General features: G+C 37.9%; 18 protein-coding genes, 2 pseudogenes and 1 riboswitch. Of the genes and pseudogenes, 7 read left to right on the top strand and 13 right to left on the bottom strand.

The features are described 5' to 3' along the window. Positions 1–64: 64 nt before the first annotated feature. The 3 genes from NP781_RS09250 to NP781_RS09240 all read right to left on the bottom strand — a co-directional run bounded on the left by NP781_RS09250 (position 65) and on the right by NP781_RS09240 (position 2,872). Positions 65–820, bottom strand: a complete 756-nt coding sequence (locus tag NP781_RS09250; protein ID WP_257522089.1) for a hypothetical protein — start codon at positions 818–820, stop codon at positions 65–67. Positions 821–1,044: 224 nt separating this feature from the next. Then, a riboswitch (cobalamin riboswitch) is annotated at positions 1,045–1,230 on the bottom strand. 532 nt (positions 1,231–1,762) lie between these two features. Further along, entirely contained in the window at positions 1,763–2,368 is a 606-nt protein-coding gene (locus NP781_RS09245; RefSeq protein WP_004230232.1) for a hypothetical protein, read from the bottom strand. A gap of 228 nt (positions 2,369–2,596) precedes the next feature. Next, on the bottom strand, positions 2,597–2,872 hold the full coding sequence (locus NP781_RS09240) for a hypothetical protein (protein ID WP_009371280.1): 276 nt from the start codon (positions 2,870–2,872) through the stop codon (positions 2,597–2,599). Positions 2,873–3,044: 172 nt separating this feature from the next. On the opposite strand from NP781_RS09240, the pseudogene NP781_RS09235 reads away from it, so the two are divergent. Next, positions 3,045–3,179: pseudogene (locus NP781_RS09235) on the top strand (acetyltransferase); the annotation flags it as partial. A 162-nt stretch (positions 3,180–3,341) separates the two neighbouring features. On the opposite strand, the gene NP781_RS09230 reads toward NP781_RS09235, so the two are convergent. After that, the gene (locus NP781_RS09230) at positions 3,342–3,722 is read right to left on the bottom strand and encodes a PH domain-containing protein (protein WP_221682291.1); all 381 of its coding nucleotides are present in this window, start codon (positions 3,720–3,722) and stop codon (positions 3,342–3,344) included. 78 nt (positions 3,723–3,800) lie between these two features. On the opposite strand from NP781_RS09230, the gene NP781_RS09225 reads away from it, so the two are divergent. After that, positions 3,801–4,100, top strand: coding sequence for a hypothetical protein (locus tag NP781_RS09225; RefSeq protein WP_257522088.1), 300 nt, complete (start codon positions 3,801–3,803; stop codon positions 4,098–4,100). Between the two features lie 246 nt (positions 4,101–4,346). Here NP781_RS09225 and NP781_RS09220 read toward each other — a convergent pair whose 3' ends face one another. From NP781_RS09220 to NP781_RS09185, 8 genes are all read right to left on the bottom strand, one after another. Continuing rightward, on the bottom strand, positions 4,347–5,591 hold the full coding sequence (locus tag NP781_RS09220; protein WP_221682292.1) for a methyl-accepting chemotaxis protein: 1,245 nt from the start codon (positions 5,589–5,591) through the stop codon (positions 4,347–4,349). 161 nt (positions 5,592–5,752) lie between these two features. Further along, a complete protein-coding gene (gene aspA, locus NP781_RS09215) occupies positions 5,753–7,171 on the bottom strand; it encodes an aspartate ammonia-lyase (protein WP_004230240.1) in 1,419 nt (472 codons plus the stop codon). 402 nt (positions 7,172–7,573) lie between these two features. Then, positions 7,574–8,203, bottom strand: a complete 630-nt coding sequence (locus tag NP781_RS09210) for an NAD(P)-dependent oxidoreductase (RefSeq protein ID WP_221682293.1) — start codon at positions 8,201–8,203, stop codon at positions 7,574–7,576. A gap of 70 nt (positions 8,204–8,273) precedes the next feature. Beyond that, positions 8,274–8,687, bottom strand: coding sequence for an Rrf2 family transcriptional regulator (locus NP781_RS09205; RefSeq protein ID WP_221682294.1), 414 nt, complete (start codon positions 8,685–8,687; stop codon positions 8,274–8,276). Positions 8,688–8,792: 105 nt separating this feature from the next. Further along, entirely contained in the window at positions 8,793–8,999 is a 207-nt protein-coding gene (locus tag NP781_RS09200) for a hypothetical protein (RefSeq protein ID WP_036080672.1), read from the bottom strand. 44 nt (positions 9,000–9,043) lie between these two features. Then, positions 9,044–9,229 (bottom strand): hypothetical protein, encoded by a 186-nt coding sequence (locus tag NP781_RS09195; protein WP_221682295.1) that lies wholly within the window; start codon positions 9,227–9,229, stop codon positions 9,044–9,046. Positions 9,230–9,405: 176 nt separating this feature from the next. Then, entirely contained in the window at positions 9,406–10,383 is a 978-nt protein-coding gene (locus NP781_RS09190; RefSeq protein WP_257522087.1) for a thymidylate synthase, read from the bottom strand. A 47-nt stretch (positions 10,384–10,430) separates the two neighbouring features. Continuing rightward, positions 10,431–11,339 (bottom strand): hypothetical protein, encoded by a 909-nt coding sequence (locus NP781_RS09185; protein ID WP_221682297.1) that lies wholly within the window; start codon positions 11,337–11,339, stop codon positions 10,431–10,433. A 190-nt stretch (positions 11,340–11,529) separates the two neighbouring features. On the opposite strand from NP781_RS09185, the gene NP781_RS09180 reads away from it, so the two are divergent. From NP781_RS09180 to NP781_RS09170, 3 genes are all read left to right on the top strand, one after another. Further along, positions 11,530–13,710 carry an ATP-binding protein gene (locus NP781_RS09180; protein WP_257522086.1) on the top strand — a complete coding sequence of 727 codons (2,181 nt, stop codon included), beginning with the start codon at positions 11,530–11,532 and terminating at the stop codon, positions 13,708–13,710. Continuing rightward, entirely contained in the window at positions 13,685–14,311 is a 627-nt protein-coding gene (locus NP781_RS09175) for a response regulator transcription factor (RefSeq protein WP_221682299.1), read from the top strand. Before NP781_RS09180 ends, NP781_RS09175 begins: the two co-directional genes overlap by 26 nt. A 229-nt stretch (positions 14,312–14,540) precedes the next feature. Continuing rightward, positions 14,541–14,741, top strand: a complete 201-nt coding sequence (locus NP781_RS09170; RefSeq protein WP_004230248.1) for a cold-shock protein — start codon at positions 14,541–14,543, stop codon at positions 14,739–14,741. Positions 14,742–14,903: 162 nt separating this feature from the next. Here NP781_RS09170 and NP781_RS09165 read toward each other — a convergent pair whose 3' ends face one another. Beyond that, entirely contained in the window at positions 14,904–15,977 is a 1,074-nt protein-coding gene (locus tag NP781_RS09165) for a hypothetical protein (protein ID WP_257522085.1), read from the bottom strand. A 374-nt stretch (positions 15,978–16,351) separates the two neighbouring features. Here NP781_RS09165 and NP781_RS09160 point away from each other — a divergent pair. Then, positions 16,352–17,880 (top strand): annotated as a pseudogene (locus NP781_RS09160) (AbgT family transporter). Positions 17,881–17,893: 13 nt separating this feature from the next. Beyond that, positions 17,894–19,084 carry an amidohydrolase gene (locus NP781_RS09155; protein WP_221682302.1) on the top strand — a complete coding sequence of 397 codons (1,191 nt, stop codon included), beginning with the start codon at positions 17,894–17,896 and terminating at the stop codon, positions 19,082–19,084. Positions 19,085–19,372 lie beyond the last annotated feature (288 nt).

Genomic DNA, 19,372 nt, shown 5'->3' with positions numbered 1-19,372 from the left:
CTGCTTTCGCGGATATTCCTAGCGCAAGATCAAACCAAGCCCTCCAAAAATGGAGGGCTTGGTTTTATAGTGCACCGACAGCCTTCTTTGTTGGTTTGTCTATCAAATAAGCGGGTTCAACTATCACGTAGTCATGCTTGTTCGTAAAATCAATCAGTACCTTACCTGGCTGACTTTTTAATAGTTGTAGATGATCAATTAATTGCAGTAAAAGCTCGTGACCGTTGCCACGTGGATGCCAGTTGAAATGATAATCATTTAACGCTTGCACTGCTTCAATAAATTGTGCATATTCCTGCTGTACAAATGCGATGAGTTTGTCATGGTGAGGTGCTAAATCGTGTAAATACGTTTCGTAAAAGCGTATAACAATCGAGCATAATAAGTCATTGACACGAGCGGCACTTAAAACAGGCTTTGGCGCCAATGAGAGACGGTCAAGGTTGGGCTTTGCGCGTGTAGAATCAATGCGTGTAATTAAGTGATACGCTTCTCCATTGACCTCATAGACAATCGGATTGGTCGGCATGTACATCATAAAACTATTCGTCTTTGTTTTCAGTTCATCTGCTATGGCTGCTTTCGCTAAAAGATGACCGTCCACATCCCCATTTTGTATCCAAATAATTTCTTTATTATATAAAATTTGCTCAAAGAAGCGATCATTGCGAATCAGCTTCGTTGCTAATAATTGATCGATCAGAGACTCGACCACCATTCTTGTTTTCGCTTTCTTAGCAACTTCTGTGCGTGGTTGCTTACAAATGTTCAGATCTTCAAAAGGCGTTTCCAACATTGTCGTTACATGAATATTTGTCATATGTGCATCCCCTTTGCGTACATATTTTCAAAACAAAAAGGACTCCTACTTTTGAGGAAATCCTTCATTTTATCTTCTTTCATCACACAATGGCAAACAAACCCTAAGTATATGTGAATGAGTTCGATTGTGAACCCTTTCATTTACTATGGGCGTTTGACGTACTGTGACGAACAGAGCATTCTGTTTTGTCAACATGCCACCTCCTATTCCTCGTAGGTTTATGGTGTGTACTCGTAACAGGCAGGTATCCTGACTCATGATCATCGCTTCTTTTCCCCTTCCCGTCCAAAGACAGTGGATACTGAAAAGTCGCTCACATTTACAGTTGCGGGACAGTGTCGGATTCACACCGACTTCCCTTTTAAGCGTTATCAAGAGATAAACGCACCTATTATTTATTAATATTAAATTGTAATTTAACACACTAATACATGTAGAGTAGATATTCTTTTTGTATTTCTGGTTTAAATTGTAATATGTATTCTAGTATTTGTCAAAAGACAAAAAAAGGGCTAACCCAAATTAATGAGATAACCCTATTAATTATACTAATTTACGCAAACCTGACCTCCATAATTGGTCGGTGAGGTCAATTTGCAAGGTTATCATTTGGACAAACTGTAAGGCAAAAATTAACCCTTGTGGGGATCTGCGTACTCGATTTGAGTACGGAGTTTATCTATGCGATTGTTTAGGTTTGAATGAAATATTGTGTCCATCAGATTTTAAGGATATATACACTGGATAGATTGGATGAGAAAAATAAAGGCTGTATTCTCAAAGATTGTTGCTGTAAAACGAAAAAGGCAGATTTAATCTACAATACGTGTAGATTAAATTCTACCTTATTGTTTTTTATTTAGTGAATCGAAATTTAACTAAAGCACTCAATTAGTCTAAGTATAATTCTTCACAAAGTTCGTTCGTTCCTTCCATCCATCAAGAATTAAAGGTAATATAACTCATCAAAATTATGAAGAAAAGTAACGTTTCAAGATTAACTAGAAAATTATTGGCTTTTACCTTTGAAAATAACTTGACTCGCTTTACTAAACTTGTATCCAGTACTATAAATAAATAATAAAAAATTAGTAAACTGGATAAAAACATAATACTTGCCATTAATATTTCTCCACCATTCCAGAAAGTAATTCCTAAAAATAATGCCCAAATACTTTTGAAAACATTTGCCAATCCTTCGAAAGGATTAGATAATGTTGCCATCATATACTCTCCTTGTTTATCTGTAATTGATTTATTACCATTATGTTTTACTATATATGTAATATGACCTGTTTGAAGTGTCATTGTAATCACTAGCAAAATTAAATAAACTAAGCCAAATATTGTCCCCACTTGTAGAAGTTCCGAATTTAATAATTGATACAAAGTCAATGGCAAAGGAAACCACATTGCATACATCAAAGCCATTAAGTTATGTATCAAAGCAAACTCGTTATTTTTAACCAACTTTTGAAATGTAAAAACAATAATTAAAAAAATCACTATTCCTATCCAACCCAAAATTATTGTAGAAATTAACATAAGTTCCCCCTAGACTTAGTTGATTTTTAATGTTTTTGTTAACTTGTTTCTTTACTTTAATACTTAAAAATAAGATATACCAATTTTAAATAAATTTTACATTTAAAACGAACAAAAATCCATTTTGCTTGTTCTACTAAACTGCGACGTTAGCTCAATAACAACAACCTTTACGAAAACAACCAAAATAAAATGGACTACTCAATTAAGAGCAGTCCTAGTTTATTCTTATTTATTTATTCTTTTAACTTCTTCGTATAGGTCATGTTTAAACTTAGCATCTTTCATATCTCGCTTATATTGCTCCCAATCATCTACCTCTTGTTTATTACCATGATTGCGGTAACACATTTCCTCGTCATACAGCAGCCCATCTCGGGATAATTCCTTACAATTAGTCACTTGGATATACTGTTTTGCTGTAAAGTAACCTACAAAGATAAAACCGATTAGACAAACAATAATAGTTACTTTCATTTGATTAGATACTTTCAGTTTCTCCACACCTTTCTCTATAATATATTATATATGGAAACATAATCCTATAATAGAAGAAAATAACCATATCTAATCACCTGATAAGTAGAGTACACATTCTACTATTTTTCACGAGATTGCATTTCGCAATTGAGAAAGGGTCTATACATTGTATATATACTTTTCTCCACCTGAGTGTGAGATGTTTCAATTCCTACTTAGTCAAACAATTGATAAGCAAAAGCCCGTAGTCTTACAGGCATCAGAGGATGGAAAGAATATATACAAACGCTTCGGGTTTAAAGAAGTCGGAGAAATGATTGTCTTTGAATAAGACTTCGGCAAGGCGTTCTTATTCACGCTTATCAGTATTTTCGAGCCTACCGTAATCATGAAGCCGACTTAAAATCCCTTACGCCGTCCTCTTCTGGCACGACAAAAAAGCCTCGCATATTTGCGGGCTTTTGGTTGTGCACATGTACTATTAGCACCTTCATTACGTCCCCAACACATACTGTGCTAAGACGCTTTGCACCTTATAAATATTTGTCGCCTTATTGAAGTTTTTTTGAATCGGTAATGAACTGCCAGACACCCATATTTTGAGCTCTGCATCTAAATCAAATGTTCCAGCTGTTTCTACTGAAAAATGCACGATATTTTTATAGGGAATAGAATGATACTCCGTTTTCTTGCCAGTCACTCCTTGCTTATCGATGAGGATCAATCGTTTATTGGTAAAAATAAACGTGTCTCTAATAATTTTATAGGCGTTCTTGACTGTCTCATTTGGAATTAATAAATCATGGACCTCCTCCTGTAGTTTTTCTAAATTCACCTCACTTGCATTGCCGATCAATCCATCAAATAAGCCCACTATCTGTCCCCTTTCGCTCTCGTTTATTTAATGTATTACAAAGAAGTGAGAGCTACGACAGGAAATGGTGGTATTATTTTGCCTATTGAGGGTGAGTGGTTGCGAATAATGATAGTTGCTTTAGTGTCTCTACTAGCCGTTGTTTTACTAGGATGTAATGAAAAACCAGATGATGATTTAGCTAAGGTCAGCATTTCTAATCGTGCTGAATTTGGCAAGATAAACCGTGATTTTAGTAAAAAATATCAGGATGAAGAATTACTTACACTATTCCAACAAGCCATTGCAACAGCTGTCAAAAACGAGGGTACCGTCAATATGGCTTCACCAGAACATAATGTACAAATAGTGGACAAGGCAGGAAACAAATATGGCTAGCATCATTGGTTAGGTGATAAAGGTCAAAACAGTAGTTTGATGCATGTCGAGGATACGCATACGATCTACACACTATCTGAGGAGTTCACTGGGAAACTAATTGCGCTGGTTCGACCATAAAAACACTTTCCATGTATTCTAGGAAAGTGTTTTTATGGTCCATCATTTCTACTTTGTGGCTTTTCGTAGTATTGATGAAGATGCTTATTTTAGGCTTAAAAAACCTAGAAAAATACTTTTCATTGCCTAAACCTGAAACTGGTTAGTTAACTTTTGTAAGTTATCCGCTTGGACACTTAAATCCTGTGTGACATGATTAACTGCTTGCATTGAGGCTGTTTGCTCGTCCATTGAATGTAACACAGCTTCTGTATAATTCGATAGCTTGCCCATGCCAGCTGCTATGGTTGTCACAGTGGATGCTACTTCATTGGCGCTACTTGAAAGCTGCTCAGCTGTCGTCGAAATATCCTCAAGCTGACTTGTCATCTGACTAACATGCTGTGAAATCGTGCCAAATGATTTTGTCGCTTCGTCAATGACATAAACTCCTTGTTGAACATTTTTCAAATCATCTTCTACTGATGAGGCTACTTGTTTTGTATCACTTTCTATTCCTACAACTAAATCTACAATTTGCGTAGCAGAGTGCTTGGATTGTTCTGCTAATTGACGCACTTCCTCAGCTACAACGGCGAAGCCTTTACCATGCTCTCCAGCACGCGCTGCTTCTATGGCCGCATTTAATGCTAGTAGATTTGTTTGATCTGTAATGGCCGTAATCATATCTGTCATTGATTTAATATCTGACATTTTAAGGGATAATTGCTGCATCAATCCACTTGTTTTTTCTGTTGAAGAGGAAATAAATTGCATTTGCTCTTTTGCCACATGTAAAATATTTGCACCATTTCCTGCTATCTCGCTAGCATCTTTCGCATGCACAAACACATCTTGTGTGGCTACTGTAATTCGCTCAATTCCATCAACGGTTTCTTGCATAGATTTAGCACTATCATTAGCCGATTGTGCTGCTTGCTTCAAGCCCTCAGAAGTCTTATCCATTTGTTGATCTACTTCTTCCACAGCAAGCGTAATTTCATTCGTACTCGCAGATAATTCCTCGATGCTTGCTGATAAATCTGTAGAGCTGTGCGCAATTTTTTGTGTCATTGTTCGTAACTGTTCCTGCATCTCTAAAAAGGATTTTGCTAGTTGAGAAATTTCACTATTGTCACGAACCTCAATGACAACTGTATCTAATTGGCCTGCCGTAATTGCTTGTGCAGCCTCTGTAATTTGTTTGATAGGCTGTATCACTTTGTAGTGGACATACACTGTGTAAGATAGTGTAATAGCGATTCCTACAATTGTTAACACGGTAGAAAACCAATCTAATGTTGTTACATTGGCTAAATCGATAAATAAAATAACGATCATTAAAACATTTAAAGCGGAAAAGCCAAGTAAACTCTTTTTTCGTAAACTCATTCCAAATTCCCCCAACTAAAATATGTATTCCATACCATTATTATAGTTGAATAATCCTAAAACACATAAGGATACGCTCTATTTTTATATGAGGAAAGGTCTACAAAAAAAAGACTATAGACAGCTTTTTAGGGCATGTCTACAGTCCATCATTGCTCGTTTTATTTTAATTTCATGATACTTGAACCCGCAATACCTGGGTGTGTCATTTCATATGGATCTAAAATTAAGTCTAATTGTTCTTTTGTTAGGACGCCTTCTTCAATACAAAGCTCACGAATTGAACGACCTGTTAGAATGGCTTCACGTGCTAGACGAGCAGCTACTTCATAACCGATGTGAGGGTTTACTGCTGTTAGCACCCCTACGCTTTTTTCTACATATTCTTTCATGCGCTCTTCATTTGCCTCAATATCTTTTAAGCAGTTTTCTGTAAACGCACGGAAAACATTATTCATAATGCTAATGGATTGGATTAGGTTGAACACTAATACAGGCTCCATTACGTTTAATTCTAATTGGCCAGCTTCCGATGCAAGAGAAATCGTATGGTCATTCCCAATTACTTGGAAGGCTACTTGGTTCAGCACCTCAGGCATAACTGGGTTGACCTTACCTGGCATAATTGAAGAACCTGGTTGACGAGCTGGTAACAGGATTTCTCCTAAGCCTGCGCGAGGACCAGAAGCCATTAAACGCAAGTCATTAGCAATTTTAGACATATTAATCATACAGATTTTTAAAGCGCCTGATACTTCTGTATAGGCATCTGTATTTTGTGTGGCATCCACTAAATGCGTTGCACCCTTTAATGGTAAACCAGAAATTTCAGCAAGATGCTCATCAACAGATTTAATGTAGTCTGGGAAGGCATTTAAGCCTGTTCCGACAGCCGTTGCACCCATGTTCACATCATATAAATTTGGACGTGTTTGACGAATGCGTACGATGTCACGATTGATCACGCGGCAATAAGCTTCAAACTCTTGTCCTAAGCGGATTGGCACGGCATCCTGTAAATGCGTACGACCCATTTTAATGACATGAGCAAATTGCTCTGCTTTTTGATGGAAAACGGATTGCATATAATCCATTGTTACTAATAATTCATCTATTAAATTTAACACAGCGATATGAATAGCTGTTGGGAAAGCATCATTTGTTGATTGTGACATATTGACATGACTGTTTGGGCTTACTGTGTGATAGTCACCTTTTTCTTTCCCTAAAATTTCTAGGGCACGGTTAGCGATGACTTCATTGGCATTCATATTAATGGAAGTACCTGCTCCACCTTGAATTGGGTCTACGATAAATTCAGCATCCCATTTGCCATCAATCACTTCTTGTGCTGCTTCGACAATTGCCTCACCAATTTCTTTTGATAATAGGTGTACTTCCATATTACTTAATGCAGCTGCCTTCTTCACAATCCCCATTGCTTTAATAAGTGAAGAGTGAATTGTGTAGCCTGTAATCGGGAAGTTTTCCGTAGCACGTAGTGTTTGAATTCCGTAATACGCCTCTGCTGGTAATACGCGCTCACCTAAAAAATCTTTTTCTATTCGTTGTGTTGACATTATTGTCGTCTCCTTTTATGTAATACTCACACTTGATAGTAGCTAATAAAAGTCGTATTGTAAACAGTCATTTTTCTGTAAACGAAAAAAATCCTTCAAAAAAGCAAAAAAATCACAAAAAACCGAGCGCATTTTATCTTGATTCAGCAAATGTTTTGTGCAATGAAAGCCAATGTAAGGTCCTTATGATTTGCTCATAGTATTTGCTCAAAATTCCACTGAAATAGAAGAACACCGTCAAAAGCGCCACGTCCTGTGGCATTGACGGTGTGACCAACTTCGTGTTGCCCCAAAGCCTCCGGCGAATGTCACAGATTTTGCAGAGGAGCTTTTCGAGCAAGCTCGAAAAAATCTGGATGCAATTACGCCGAGGCGAAATTGATAGAAACGCTCAGTTGCATATTATTTATTCGACGTTACTGTGAAACGGCTATTAACGTGCTGTGGGTTTTCTAATTCATCGACGACAGCCACTGCGTAATCGGCATAGCTGACATAGCTTTCCCCCGCATCATTTACTAGTAAGTGGTCGACTCCTGCTGTATAGCGCCCTGTACGTGGTCCTTCTGGATCGAAAAATGCAGATGGACTAATAAATGTCCAAGTAATGGATGATTGTTGTAAATCCAAGAGGTTTTGTCCTTGATTTTGTGCCGTTGCTAAATACATGGCTGGGAAATCTGGTGTATCCATCACACGCACTTTTTTCTCTTGGTCCACAAATAGACTACCCGCTCCGCCTACAACCACTAATTTTGTAGGAATACCTTGGAAAATCGAGATCAAATGACGACCAGCTTTGACATGTAAATCTTCTTGTCCAGCTGGAGCACCGAATGCATTGACAACGACATCGAAGCCTTTTACATCATCTTGCGTCACATCAAACACATCTTTTTCAATTACTGGAATAGTAGCTGTCACTTTTGCTGCTGAACGAACGATGGCTGTGACCTCATGACCACGTTGTATCGCTTCCTCTATTATTTTTTGTCCTGCTTTCCCTGTTGCACCAATTACGGCCATTTTCATGATTTGTTCCTCCTAAGGTTTAGTTGTAACTATTTTAGTTACAGGTTAGATACAAGAAGACCATCTTCGTCTAAGTACGAAGCTGATCTAGCACACCCTGTAGCGTCTGTGCTTGTAATTGCTCTTTTATTGCCAGCCAAACAGATGTATAGACACCCTCCAATGTATGCTGGATTTTTTGACCTACTGCACACGCTGGATTTGGCTCATCATGAATGGCAAATAGCTGTTCTGGCCCATCAATTGCCTGATAAATAGCTAACAGTGTTAAATCCTTTGGCTCTACTAATAGCTCATAGCCAGCCATGCCAGAATGAGAAGAAAGTAAGCCTGCTTTTTTTAGCACACCAATCATTCTTCTTACGACTACTGGATTGGTATTCACACTTCCAGCTATAAAATCGGACGAAAGGAGACTTTTATCAGATGTTGTAGCAATGAGCGAAAGAATATGGATCGCCACCGAAAATCGACTGTTCACCATATATATCACCACCTGTTGTAACTATTATAGTTACAGGTGCAGAAAAAAGTCAAGCACTGTCACCTGTATATATTGTTTCCCGATATGCTGTTGCTAATGTATCGCTTATATTTTTTTTACGTAAATGACTAATTCCTGTCGTATTTGACCGTTGTCCTCATAAAAATCTAAATTATGAAATTCATATTTAAAGTGACCTACAGGAAATGTCACACTTTCTCCTTGTGCTGCTGCCAAAATGCCTGCTACATCTTGTGACACCATATGTAGCAGCTCTTCCCCAGAATAAGAATCGATAAAAATAACGTTCATAAAAAACACCTCCATAGTCATTATAGCTTAGGGGGCGCTTACATTTATAGTGTATCTTTATAACCTTTCAAGCGAATCTCTTCAATGATTTGCATCATTTCTTGAATTTGCTGCTGTGACAATTCGATCTTGTTACAAGAATATGCATGTTGCACAGAACCCATGCTTTGTTCTGGCTCTCTTTGCTGTCGATCATATTCATCTACTAGAAGCACCATTGTATTTTTCACAACTATCACCCCTACAATATAATGAACTATTCCTATTATACCAAATAATGCTAATTATACCATAATAACTATAATGATTTTTTTCATCCAGTCATCCAACTACTTACCTATTTAACAAAAAGTTAGACCTAGCTATTCGTTTGAAAAAACAGCAACCAAAATGGCTGCTGTTAGCATTATACGGCAATCGGTGCTTTAATCGCAGGATGTGGATCATATCCTTCAATCGATAAATCCTCAAGCTCTATATCAAAGATGGATGCTTTATTGGGATTGATGTGCAATGTTGGTAGGTTTCTTGGCTCACGTGATAGCTGTTCTTTCACTTGCTCCACATGATTCGCATAAATATGCGCATCTCCAATGCTATGAATAAATTCGCCAACCTCTAGGCCACACTCATGTGCGATCAAATGTGTTAATAAGGCGTAAGACGCAATATTGAATGGACAGCCTAATAATGTATCAAGGCTTCTTTGCATTAACTGGCAGCTTAATTTACCATCTGCTACATAAAATTGGAACATCACATGGCACGGTGGTAATGCAGCTTTACTGCCCTTTGCGCCCGCATTAATGACATCCTCAGGATTCCATGCATTGACAATGATACGGCGTGAATCAGGTTGATGCTTAATTTGATGAATAACATCCTGTAGCTGATCAAGGCTTTCGCCATCAGAGGTTGTCCAATGGCGCCATTGTTTGCCATAGACATTTCCGAGATCTCCATATTGCTGTGCAAAGTCATCATCTGTTAAGACACGTTCACAAAATGAGGCAAGCTCCTTTTGATACAATGCGTTAAATGACTCGTCTACTAAACAGCGTCGACCAAAATCTGTCATATCAGGGCCTGTATACTCATCAGATTCCACCCATTTTTTAAATGCCCATTCATCCCAGATGTGGTTGTTATGCTGCAATAGGTAACGGATATTGGTATCCCCTTTAATGAACCATAATAATTCACTTGCTACAAGCTTAAAGGGCACACGCTTTGTCGTTAGAAGAGGAAAACCTTTGCTTAAATCAAAACGCATTTGATACCCAAAGACACTGTATGTACCTGTCCCCGTTCGATCCTCTTTCTTTGTGCCATTTTCTAATATATGTTGTAGTAAATTTAAGTACGCGAATTCTGGATGCGTCATTTTTCTTCAACAGCTCCTTCAAGTTTGCTGTTGATCATTATACCATTTCACAACGAATTATTGTTGAGCTCCCTTGAAATTTCACTCTCTGTTGTGACGAAAAAAGTGGGCAGCAAGATGATATTTAATAAAACAGGTCCAACGATCACTAATAAATCAATGCCAGGACTAAAGTATAATCCAAATGCTGTAATTAGACCCGATAAAACAAGGAACACGATTTGTGCGACAATAATCAAGATCGGCACCAATTGATACAGGTAATTGAGTTTACGGAACTGATGCATATTGTCTGGATTTTCAATGATTTTCCTTTTTAACCGTCTGGATAAAATAAGACAAGCAAGCAGTTGGATAGCCATAAAGCAAAAATAAATGACACTGTATACAAGCAACTGACTTTTTTGAATGGTGCCATCAAAATGGCCAACTCTTTGGTTTAATAACTCTTGGACTGCTCCCTCATAGACATATTCACGTTCACTTAAAAAAGTAAAGGGCTCCATAAAGCCAAGCGCTGTCCAATCCTTTGTATTGACAGTCCACTTGGATAATTTACTTGCTAAAATACGCAATTGAATAGGATCTTGCTCGCCAAACATCCCTACTAGATGACGATAGGGTATGGCTACTTTTAGCTGACCATCCTGCTTTTCTTGAAATAAATCCTGAATATAAAAGGTATAGGCAACATCGGATTTATTGGCCTCATAACGAGTCTCTCCAATTTTCCAATGATTAGCTAAGGAAGCTTGAATGCCGTTTTTCATTTCTGTATAGGGCATATCCTTATGTAAGTGCTTCGGAATCTTATAGACAAAATGATGATCACTGCCTATGAGACCAATTTCTACCTCGACTTTATCCTGATTCACCGTTTTGGCCTTCGTGGTCAATGGAATGGTGATCATAGCGATGAGAAAAAAAAGTAAAAGTGTTAAAATGCCTTTTTTCACGCAGAAGTCCCCCTATTCGTCACTAATGATTAAATTTACCCTATCATAGCCATGTCCGAAAACACTATTTCGTTATTCCGAAAAAACAATAGTGGTTTTCCGAAACTCGTTATTTCGGTATTCCAAATTTATCAATAATTAGCGATAATATATAGGAGATTATGATCATAAGTAAATTCGAGGTTTTACAATGAAAAAATGGACATATTGTATTTTTCTTACATACCTAATACTCGGTATTTATGTGTTAGGTATTACTATCAAAACACCCTTTGTTAGTCTCACTCTCGATACAACAAACGGTCAGCCTGTTTTTGTGGATAGCTATTACCCTCTATGGGCAGAGCAAAAAAATATTGAAAAAGGGGATATTATTGTGGCTATCGATGGGCAGCCAGCCATGGAGAATCGCTACGTTCAACAGCAAATGATCGTTAGAAGCGCCAATGCAATAACGATCCAAAAGGCTGATAAGAGTATTCAAACCATTACTGTCAAACATCGGGACATACCAGAAGAATTATATCTGCAAATTTTGTTCCCCATCTTTTATTTTTTCCTAGCTTTTGGAGTCGCACTTTATGTTTGGCGACGCAATCAAAATAATCTTTCAACGTTTTTATTGATCCTATTTTTATTAACTTGTTCGACTGCCTATATCAGTACTGGCGCATCAGCTAGAGGAAATATGATTGGGATGTTTGTCATTAGTAGCTGTATTATTTTATGCATGGTTCTCTTTATTCACTTTTTACAACACTTTTTCAAATACCTGCAAATCAAGTGGACCTATCCTCACAGCAAATGGCTGTACTTTTTAATACTTATCATTTTACTGGAGGAAGTGGTGCCAACATTACGTGAGATAATACCTATCTTGAACTTGAGCTTATTTGCTGTCCTAGTGCTCTATGCAATTTTTATTTTAGTAACGAGTTACTTACGTACAAAATTGGCCAAAATTCGTTTAATTGCGCTTGCCTTTATCGTGCCGTTTTTACCCTTTTTATTATTCTTCGTTACACCTGAAATATTAGGACATAAGCCGATATTACACGCTGAAATCGCCGCATTGTTTTTATTATTTATTCCGTTCTCTTTTCTGTTCATTCAGGTGAACGAACGATTATTCGATATTGAATACCAATTATCACGATTACGCTATTATTCAACGCTAGCCTTTTTCAGTGCGCTTCTGTTGACAGCAGGGATTGCCCTGTTATTTATGGGGGAGCTATCCATCGTGCATGTCACAAGTATTTTTTTACTTGTCTTTATGGTGATCATTGCGAGCTTTTATATAAAAGAACGCATTGATTTTAAGTATCGGAAAATTATCTTCTCTTCTACTGGAAATTATGTACATAATTTATATGCAGCCGTTCAGCGCATGGGCAAAGCAAAAAACCAACAAGAATTATTGGATCGTTTTAAATATGAAATCACCGAGAAGCTTGGAACAACAGCGTTTCATATCTGTACAATAACAGACGATTCTCCACAGCAAGTAAGCTACTATCCGCAATTATTGTTACATGATGCTGGTGAGGAAAAGATTATGTTAGAAATACGCCATGCTCTGCAAAAGGAAGAGCTACTTTGGTTAGAATTGCTTGCACTGTATGTGTCGATGTTTATCAATAACTTACAGCAAATTGAGGATTTAGTGCGTGAAATTCAGCATATGAAAAATACCAGTGATACACCGCTTCCTTGGCTCGATAAATTGCTATGGAATATTATTGAGAAGGAAAAGAGTATTTTAGCACAGGAATTACATGACACCATTTTGCAGGAGCAGCTTCATTTAGCCAGAGAGCTTGATGTCCTAGCTGGCTCCCCTACTATTCAAAAGGAGACCGTGCTAGCTATACGCGAGCAGCTATTAAATGCAACGAAGGACTTACGAGAATATTGCGAGAACTTAAGTCCCCCACTATTGGATACCTTTGGTTTACAAATGGCATTAAAAAAACTCATTCAAAAGGTAAAAATAAGGGCTGATTTTTTATTAAGCGCACAAATTGATCGTGTAGAATTTCAGGATGTCACCCTGCATCTCGTAGTCTATCGTCTCGTTCAAGAGCTGTTAAATAATGCAATCAAGCATGCCGAAGCAACAGAGGTTTCGCTTCAATTACAAGTGATTCCTCAAGGCTTTATCCTTCGATACGATGATAATGGTATAGGCTGCGACATTGACGATTTAATACAGTCCTCTGCATCAATGGGCATTAATGGCATTCGTGAACGTGTCCGTGCTTTTAATGGTGACATTACGATTCAATCGAGCCTTAACGAGGGCATGCATATTTATATACAAATACAAGAGGACGGGGATTCATATGATGAACATACTTATTATAGATGACCATCCTGTCGTTTTAGATGGTACGAAAACATTGTTGCAAGATTTAGCCAATGTTCAAATCGAAACAGAACAGGATAGCGCAGCCGTTTTATCAAGAATGGATACAGATACCTTTCAGTTGTTTCTCATTGATATCAATATGAAGCCAATCAACGGTATTCAATTATCAGAGATGATTAAGAAAAAACAAGCTGATGCTTTGATTATACTTTACACAGGCTACGAACTTTCCGATTATTATGAGCTATTGATTGAGAAAAAAATTGACGGTCTATTATCAAAGCTGGCGACAAAGGAGCAAGTGATTCAAACCATTCAAGCAGCCATAAGGGGTGAGATTTTACTTGCAGCCGATTTCTTAGACTTTGTTCAGCAACGCACGAACCTGCCGAATGTGCAGCAGGAGGTTCTACTGAGCGATAAGGAACAGGAAATACTACAGCTCGTTGCCCAAGGCTGTACAAATAAAGCCATCGCCTCTGCAATAGGTGTCACCCAGCGTACGGTGGAGAACTATTTATCCAAGCTATTCGTCAAGCTGAATGTAGAGTCGCGGGCAGAGGCTGTCATCGTTGCTAAGGAAAAAGCATGGATTAAATAATGAGGAAATAGCGTTTCTTTACTATTAGATTACAAATGTAAATTTTTCCTTACTAAAAACGGAATTTACTGGATATACAAACAATTCTGTACTATAATAAGGGTAATAATTACATTACTTCATTGCGATGATTAAAAACACGTATTCAAAAGTAATACGAGCTTTTGAATATGTTTTTTATATGTGATAGAAGCAATTGATTGTTGAATTTTTTTGGGAGGGTGTTTACATGACACAAGGTACAGTAAAATGGTTTAACGCAGAAAAAGGTTTTGGCTTCATCGCAGTTGAAGGTGGCAATGATGTATTCGTACATTTCTCTGCTATCCAATCTGATGGCTTCAAAACTTTAGAAGAGGGCCAAAAAGTTGAATTCGGCGTAGAAGAAGGCAGCCGTGGACCTCAAGCAACGAATGTAGTGAAACTATAATCTTCACTTAACATAGACGTGCATATAAAAAGAGACATTCTTAAATGGATGTCTCTTTTTCCTTTTCAGGATTTATAAATCCGAGTTACTCCTCGTTATACCTTTACGATGATCCTATCAACTTGCGCAGGTAGCCCCTCCGTATGATCCATTCCATCCTGACTAATATAAATGAATTTGATAATACTTTTTTGGGCGTCCACGCGTGGTGGACGTGTTGCTTGGTAATTCGTGTGCTAAATTTTTTTCATGGAGCTGCTTTAAAATGCGGTTTGCAGAGCGTACAGTAATGCCGAGATGTGTGCTGAGCAGTTCCCCACTGACGATCGTTGTCGTTAGTTTTTCCAGCATCGCTTCTATTTTTTGTAATTGTAATAAGGGAATATCATATGTCGTACTTAAATTTTTTAAATGCTGTTGTTTTTCATCGTCAAACTGTAGCATCGTTCCATATAGTAAAGGCCCGATTTCTCGTGAATTTTCAATAATGTATCCCTGTGTTTCCTTTGAAGAGCAGAGGGTTGCGGCTTTTTTAGCAAACTCCTGACTTTCAATTAGAGAGTCACCAATTCCCCACCCTATTCTGACAGGAAACGATAGCTTCTCATTTAAAAAATCAACTAAATGACAATGTGAATAACGATTCGTTGTACTTAAAAATTGCTTATACGTCGTGATAATTGCAATAAAGGATGCCTCACGATGGACGATAAATGAGCTAGCATACAGTTGTTTGAAATCTAATATCGTTTTATATAGGGCAATTTGCCGATATTCTAGGTCTTCTATATTCGATTTATCAATCGGAATTAAAATATGCACTACCACTACTTTATTTTGGTTAAGCTGTCGAATTTGCAGTTGATTGAGAAAATGATCTAATGTTAATTGCATGGCATATGGAGACGGATAAAAAGCAATAAATGGTATATTTTGATCTGCTAAGCGCTCACGTATTTCTGCAATGCGGGTAAAGCTCAAATCAACCTTGTTTTCCTTATGCAATTGTATGTGCCATTCAGCAGCTTTATCGACAATATCGTTACTTGCGTACTCGCTCATCGTTTGGCTAAAAAGATAAGGTTTTTTTCCAATCGACCATTCATGAATGCCCAAATAGCCGTTTTCTTCATAGCAAAAGTCGATGGCAATGCGATTCATAGCAATCTTTTTTTCATAAAAAAGCTCCGTAACGGTACGGTAAAAATCACGCTCTGAAATATCAAAATAATGCATGGGTACCGTTGCTTCTTGAAAATGCTTTTGTGCATAGAAATATGGAATTTGCCCGCTAAAAAGTGCTCCATCTCCCCTTCCAAATACTTTTCTAAAAGCTCCTTCAAATGTTCAAAATCAGTATAAGCATAGTAATGAAATTCACAAAAAGAGGGTTTAATTTTTTCAAGCTGCTGAACCCATGAAAGTGAGCGTTTAGCGGTAAAAACATTAATTTTATACATACATATAGCTCCTTAATAAAAAATAAATATTGAAAATAGTCAGAAAATATGGTTTCTTTGTATAAAGGACATAGATTTTCAGTGTCTTAAAATAAAGACATTGGATTTTTAAAGGTTAAGTCTAATAAAGTATAAAAGGAGATGAAATTTATGCAAGGGAATTCACAAACAATTAAGAAAAAATCTTGGATTGATAACATGTTAGATAAAATCGAGCGTGCAGGTAATAAGCTACCAGACCCGATCACGTTATTTATTATTCTAGCAGGTGTAGTACTAGTTTTATCATGGGTTTTATCCATGCTGGGTATTTCAGCAGTTCAACCTGGGACCGAAGATGTCATTCAAGTAAAAAATCTGCTAAGTCAAGAAGGGCTTATCTTAATATTAACGCAGATGGTTTCAACATTTACAGGCTTCGCTCCATTAGGGCTAGTAATCGTGACAATGATTGGTATTGGTTTAGCTGAGCAAACAGGTTTAATTTCAGCTGTCATGAAGAAAATTGTGATGTCAGCACCTACAAAATTAATTGTACCTTTTATCATTTTTACAGGTTTAGTTGGTAACTTAGCTGCTGACGCGGCATTTATCATTTTACCACCAATTGCTGCCATGATTTTTATGAGTATTGGTCGAAATCCATTAGCAGGCTTAATTATTACATATGCGGCTGTAGCGGGGGCTTCAGTGCGAACATATTAATTAGCTCTCTAGATGTATTATTATTGGGGATTACAGAATCAGCAGCACAAATAGCAGATCCAGCGTACGCTGGTCGCGCAACGATGAACTACTATTTCTTAATTGCTTCGACGTTTTTATTAGTCATTATTGGTACGTGGGTTGCAAAGAAGTTTACAGAGCCTCGCTTTGGTTCGTTCCATGGTGAAATTGAAAAGCTAGAGCCATTGACAGCTTTAGAAAAGAGAGGTTTAAAATGGGCTGGAATCGTAACGCTAGTTTATATTTTAGTCATTGCTTTTACAGTCATACCATCGAACGGTCTTTTACGTGATCCTGCAACAGGTGGCTTTTTAAACTCACCTTTCATGGCAGGCATTGTCCCTATCATGTTATTCTTCTTCCTATTACCAGGCCTTGCCTATGGGATTGCAGCGAAGGAGGTTAAAAACGATAAGGAAGTTGCAGAGAAAATCTTTAAATCCATTGCAGATATGGCACCATTTATAGTATTAGCATTTGCCGCTTCACAAATGATTGCCTTTTTCAATTGGAGCAATATTGGTTCTATTTTAGCCATTAAAGGTGCAGAGCTTTTACAGGCATTAAATTTTACAGGTTTACCAATGATGATAGGTTTTGTTTTAATTTGTGCCTTTGTCAACTTATTAATCGCCAGTGCTTCTGCAAAATGGGCTTTACTTGCACCAATTTTCGTACCAATGTTCTTATACTTGGGCTATTCCCCAGCGGTTACACAAATGGCCTATCGTGTAGGGGATTCGATTACAAATCCAATTACCCCTATGTTACCGTATTTCGCGATTTTACTATCATTTGCAAAGCGCTATGATAAAAATATCGGAATTGGTACGCTTATATCTTCTTTATTGCCGTTCTCGGTGTTTTTCGCAATCGGTTGGATTATCCTCTTCGCCATTTGGTTCCTATTCGGTTTACCGCTTGGTCCTGGAGATTATATTTACTTAAAATAAGGAGTGTTAGTGAATGACAACTTTACAACAACAGTTAGCAGATTTATTAAAACATTATGAAGAAGAGACAATACAGCTTCGTCGTCATTTTCATGAAAATCCTGAGCTTTCCTTTGAGGAAGTAGAAACACCAAAAACCATTGCTGCCTTTCATCGCGCGTTAGGTCATGAGGTTCGTGAAGGTGTAGGTGGCAATGGAGTTGTGGCAAAGCTAATTGGTGGGAAACCAGGGAAAACAGTTGCGTTGCGTGCAGACTTTGATGCTTTAGCCATTACGGAAGAAACTGGCTTACCTTTCCAATCAAAAATTAAAGGGCGTATGCATGCTTGTGGCCATGATGGACACACAGCTTCACTATTAATCTTAGCGAAGGCGTTTAACCAAATGAAGAATGATTTAGAAGGAACAATCGTCTTTATTCATCAACATGCTGAGGAGCTTGCGCCAGGTGGAGCTATTTCGATGATTAGAGATGGCTGCTTAGAAGGTGTAGATGTTATTTTTGGGACACATTTATGGGCACCAACTGATCTTGGTAAAGTGCAAACAGCTAAAGGACCATTAATGGCTGCAGCAGATGGTATCTATATAACGATAAAAGGCAAGGGTGGCCACGGTTCAAACCCAAGTGACACCAAGGATTCCATTGTCCTTGCAGCTCAGTTTATTACAAATTTACAGCAGCTTGTGGCACGTCGCATCAACCCATTACGTCCAGCAGTAGTATCAATTGGGCATATTGAGGCATTAAATCCTTTCAACGTCATTGCTGATCAAGTGTACATGAAGGGTACGGTACGCACTTTTCACGAGGAGGAGCGTAGTTTGTTAGAGCATGAAATCGAAGAGCTTCTAAAGGCAACTTGTTATTTAACAAAAGCCGATTACGAGTATGAGTATGTGCGAGGCTATCCGCCTGTTGTAAACCATGAAGAAGAGACTGAGCATATAATGGCGTCCGCAGAGAAAATTGCAGATGTTGAGACGGTTGAAATAGTTGATCCGAATATGGGCGGTGAGGACTTTGCCTATTTCTTAGAGGAAATCCCCGGTGCGTTTTTCTTCACAGGGGCAAAAAATCCTGATTGGGAGGAAGTCTATCCACACCATCACCCGAAATTTGATATCGACGAGCGCTCATTACGAATTGCCGCCAACGTTTTAGGTCAAGCAACGCTAGACTATTTCTCAAAAAATAATTAATAAAAAGCATTACGAAGTGCTCAATGCATTTCGTAATGCTTTTTTCGGTTGAATATTTTAATAAGAAGAAAAGGATGGCCAAAGCTAAGAGGTTCTCTCACTCGTTGGAGCGATTCACTCATCAGTTTGAGCACTTTTCAGTTATTTTGGAGCTGCTTCCTTGCTGGGTTGAGCGCTTTCTCCTCACTTTGGAGCGGGTTCCTGAATAGTTTGAGCGCTTTCTCCTCACTTTGGAGCGGTCACCTGACTAGTTTGAGCGTTTTCCTCTCACTTTGGAGCGGGCTCCTT

The organism is Lysinibacillus sp. FN11, assembly GCF_024628845.1.
Taxonomy (GTDB): Bacteria; Bacillota; Bacilli; order Bacillales_A; family Planococcaceae; genus Lysinibacillus; species Lysinibacillus capsici.
This window is presented reverse-complemented; position numbering and strand designations above follow the sequence as displayed.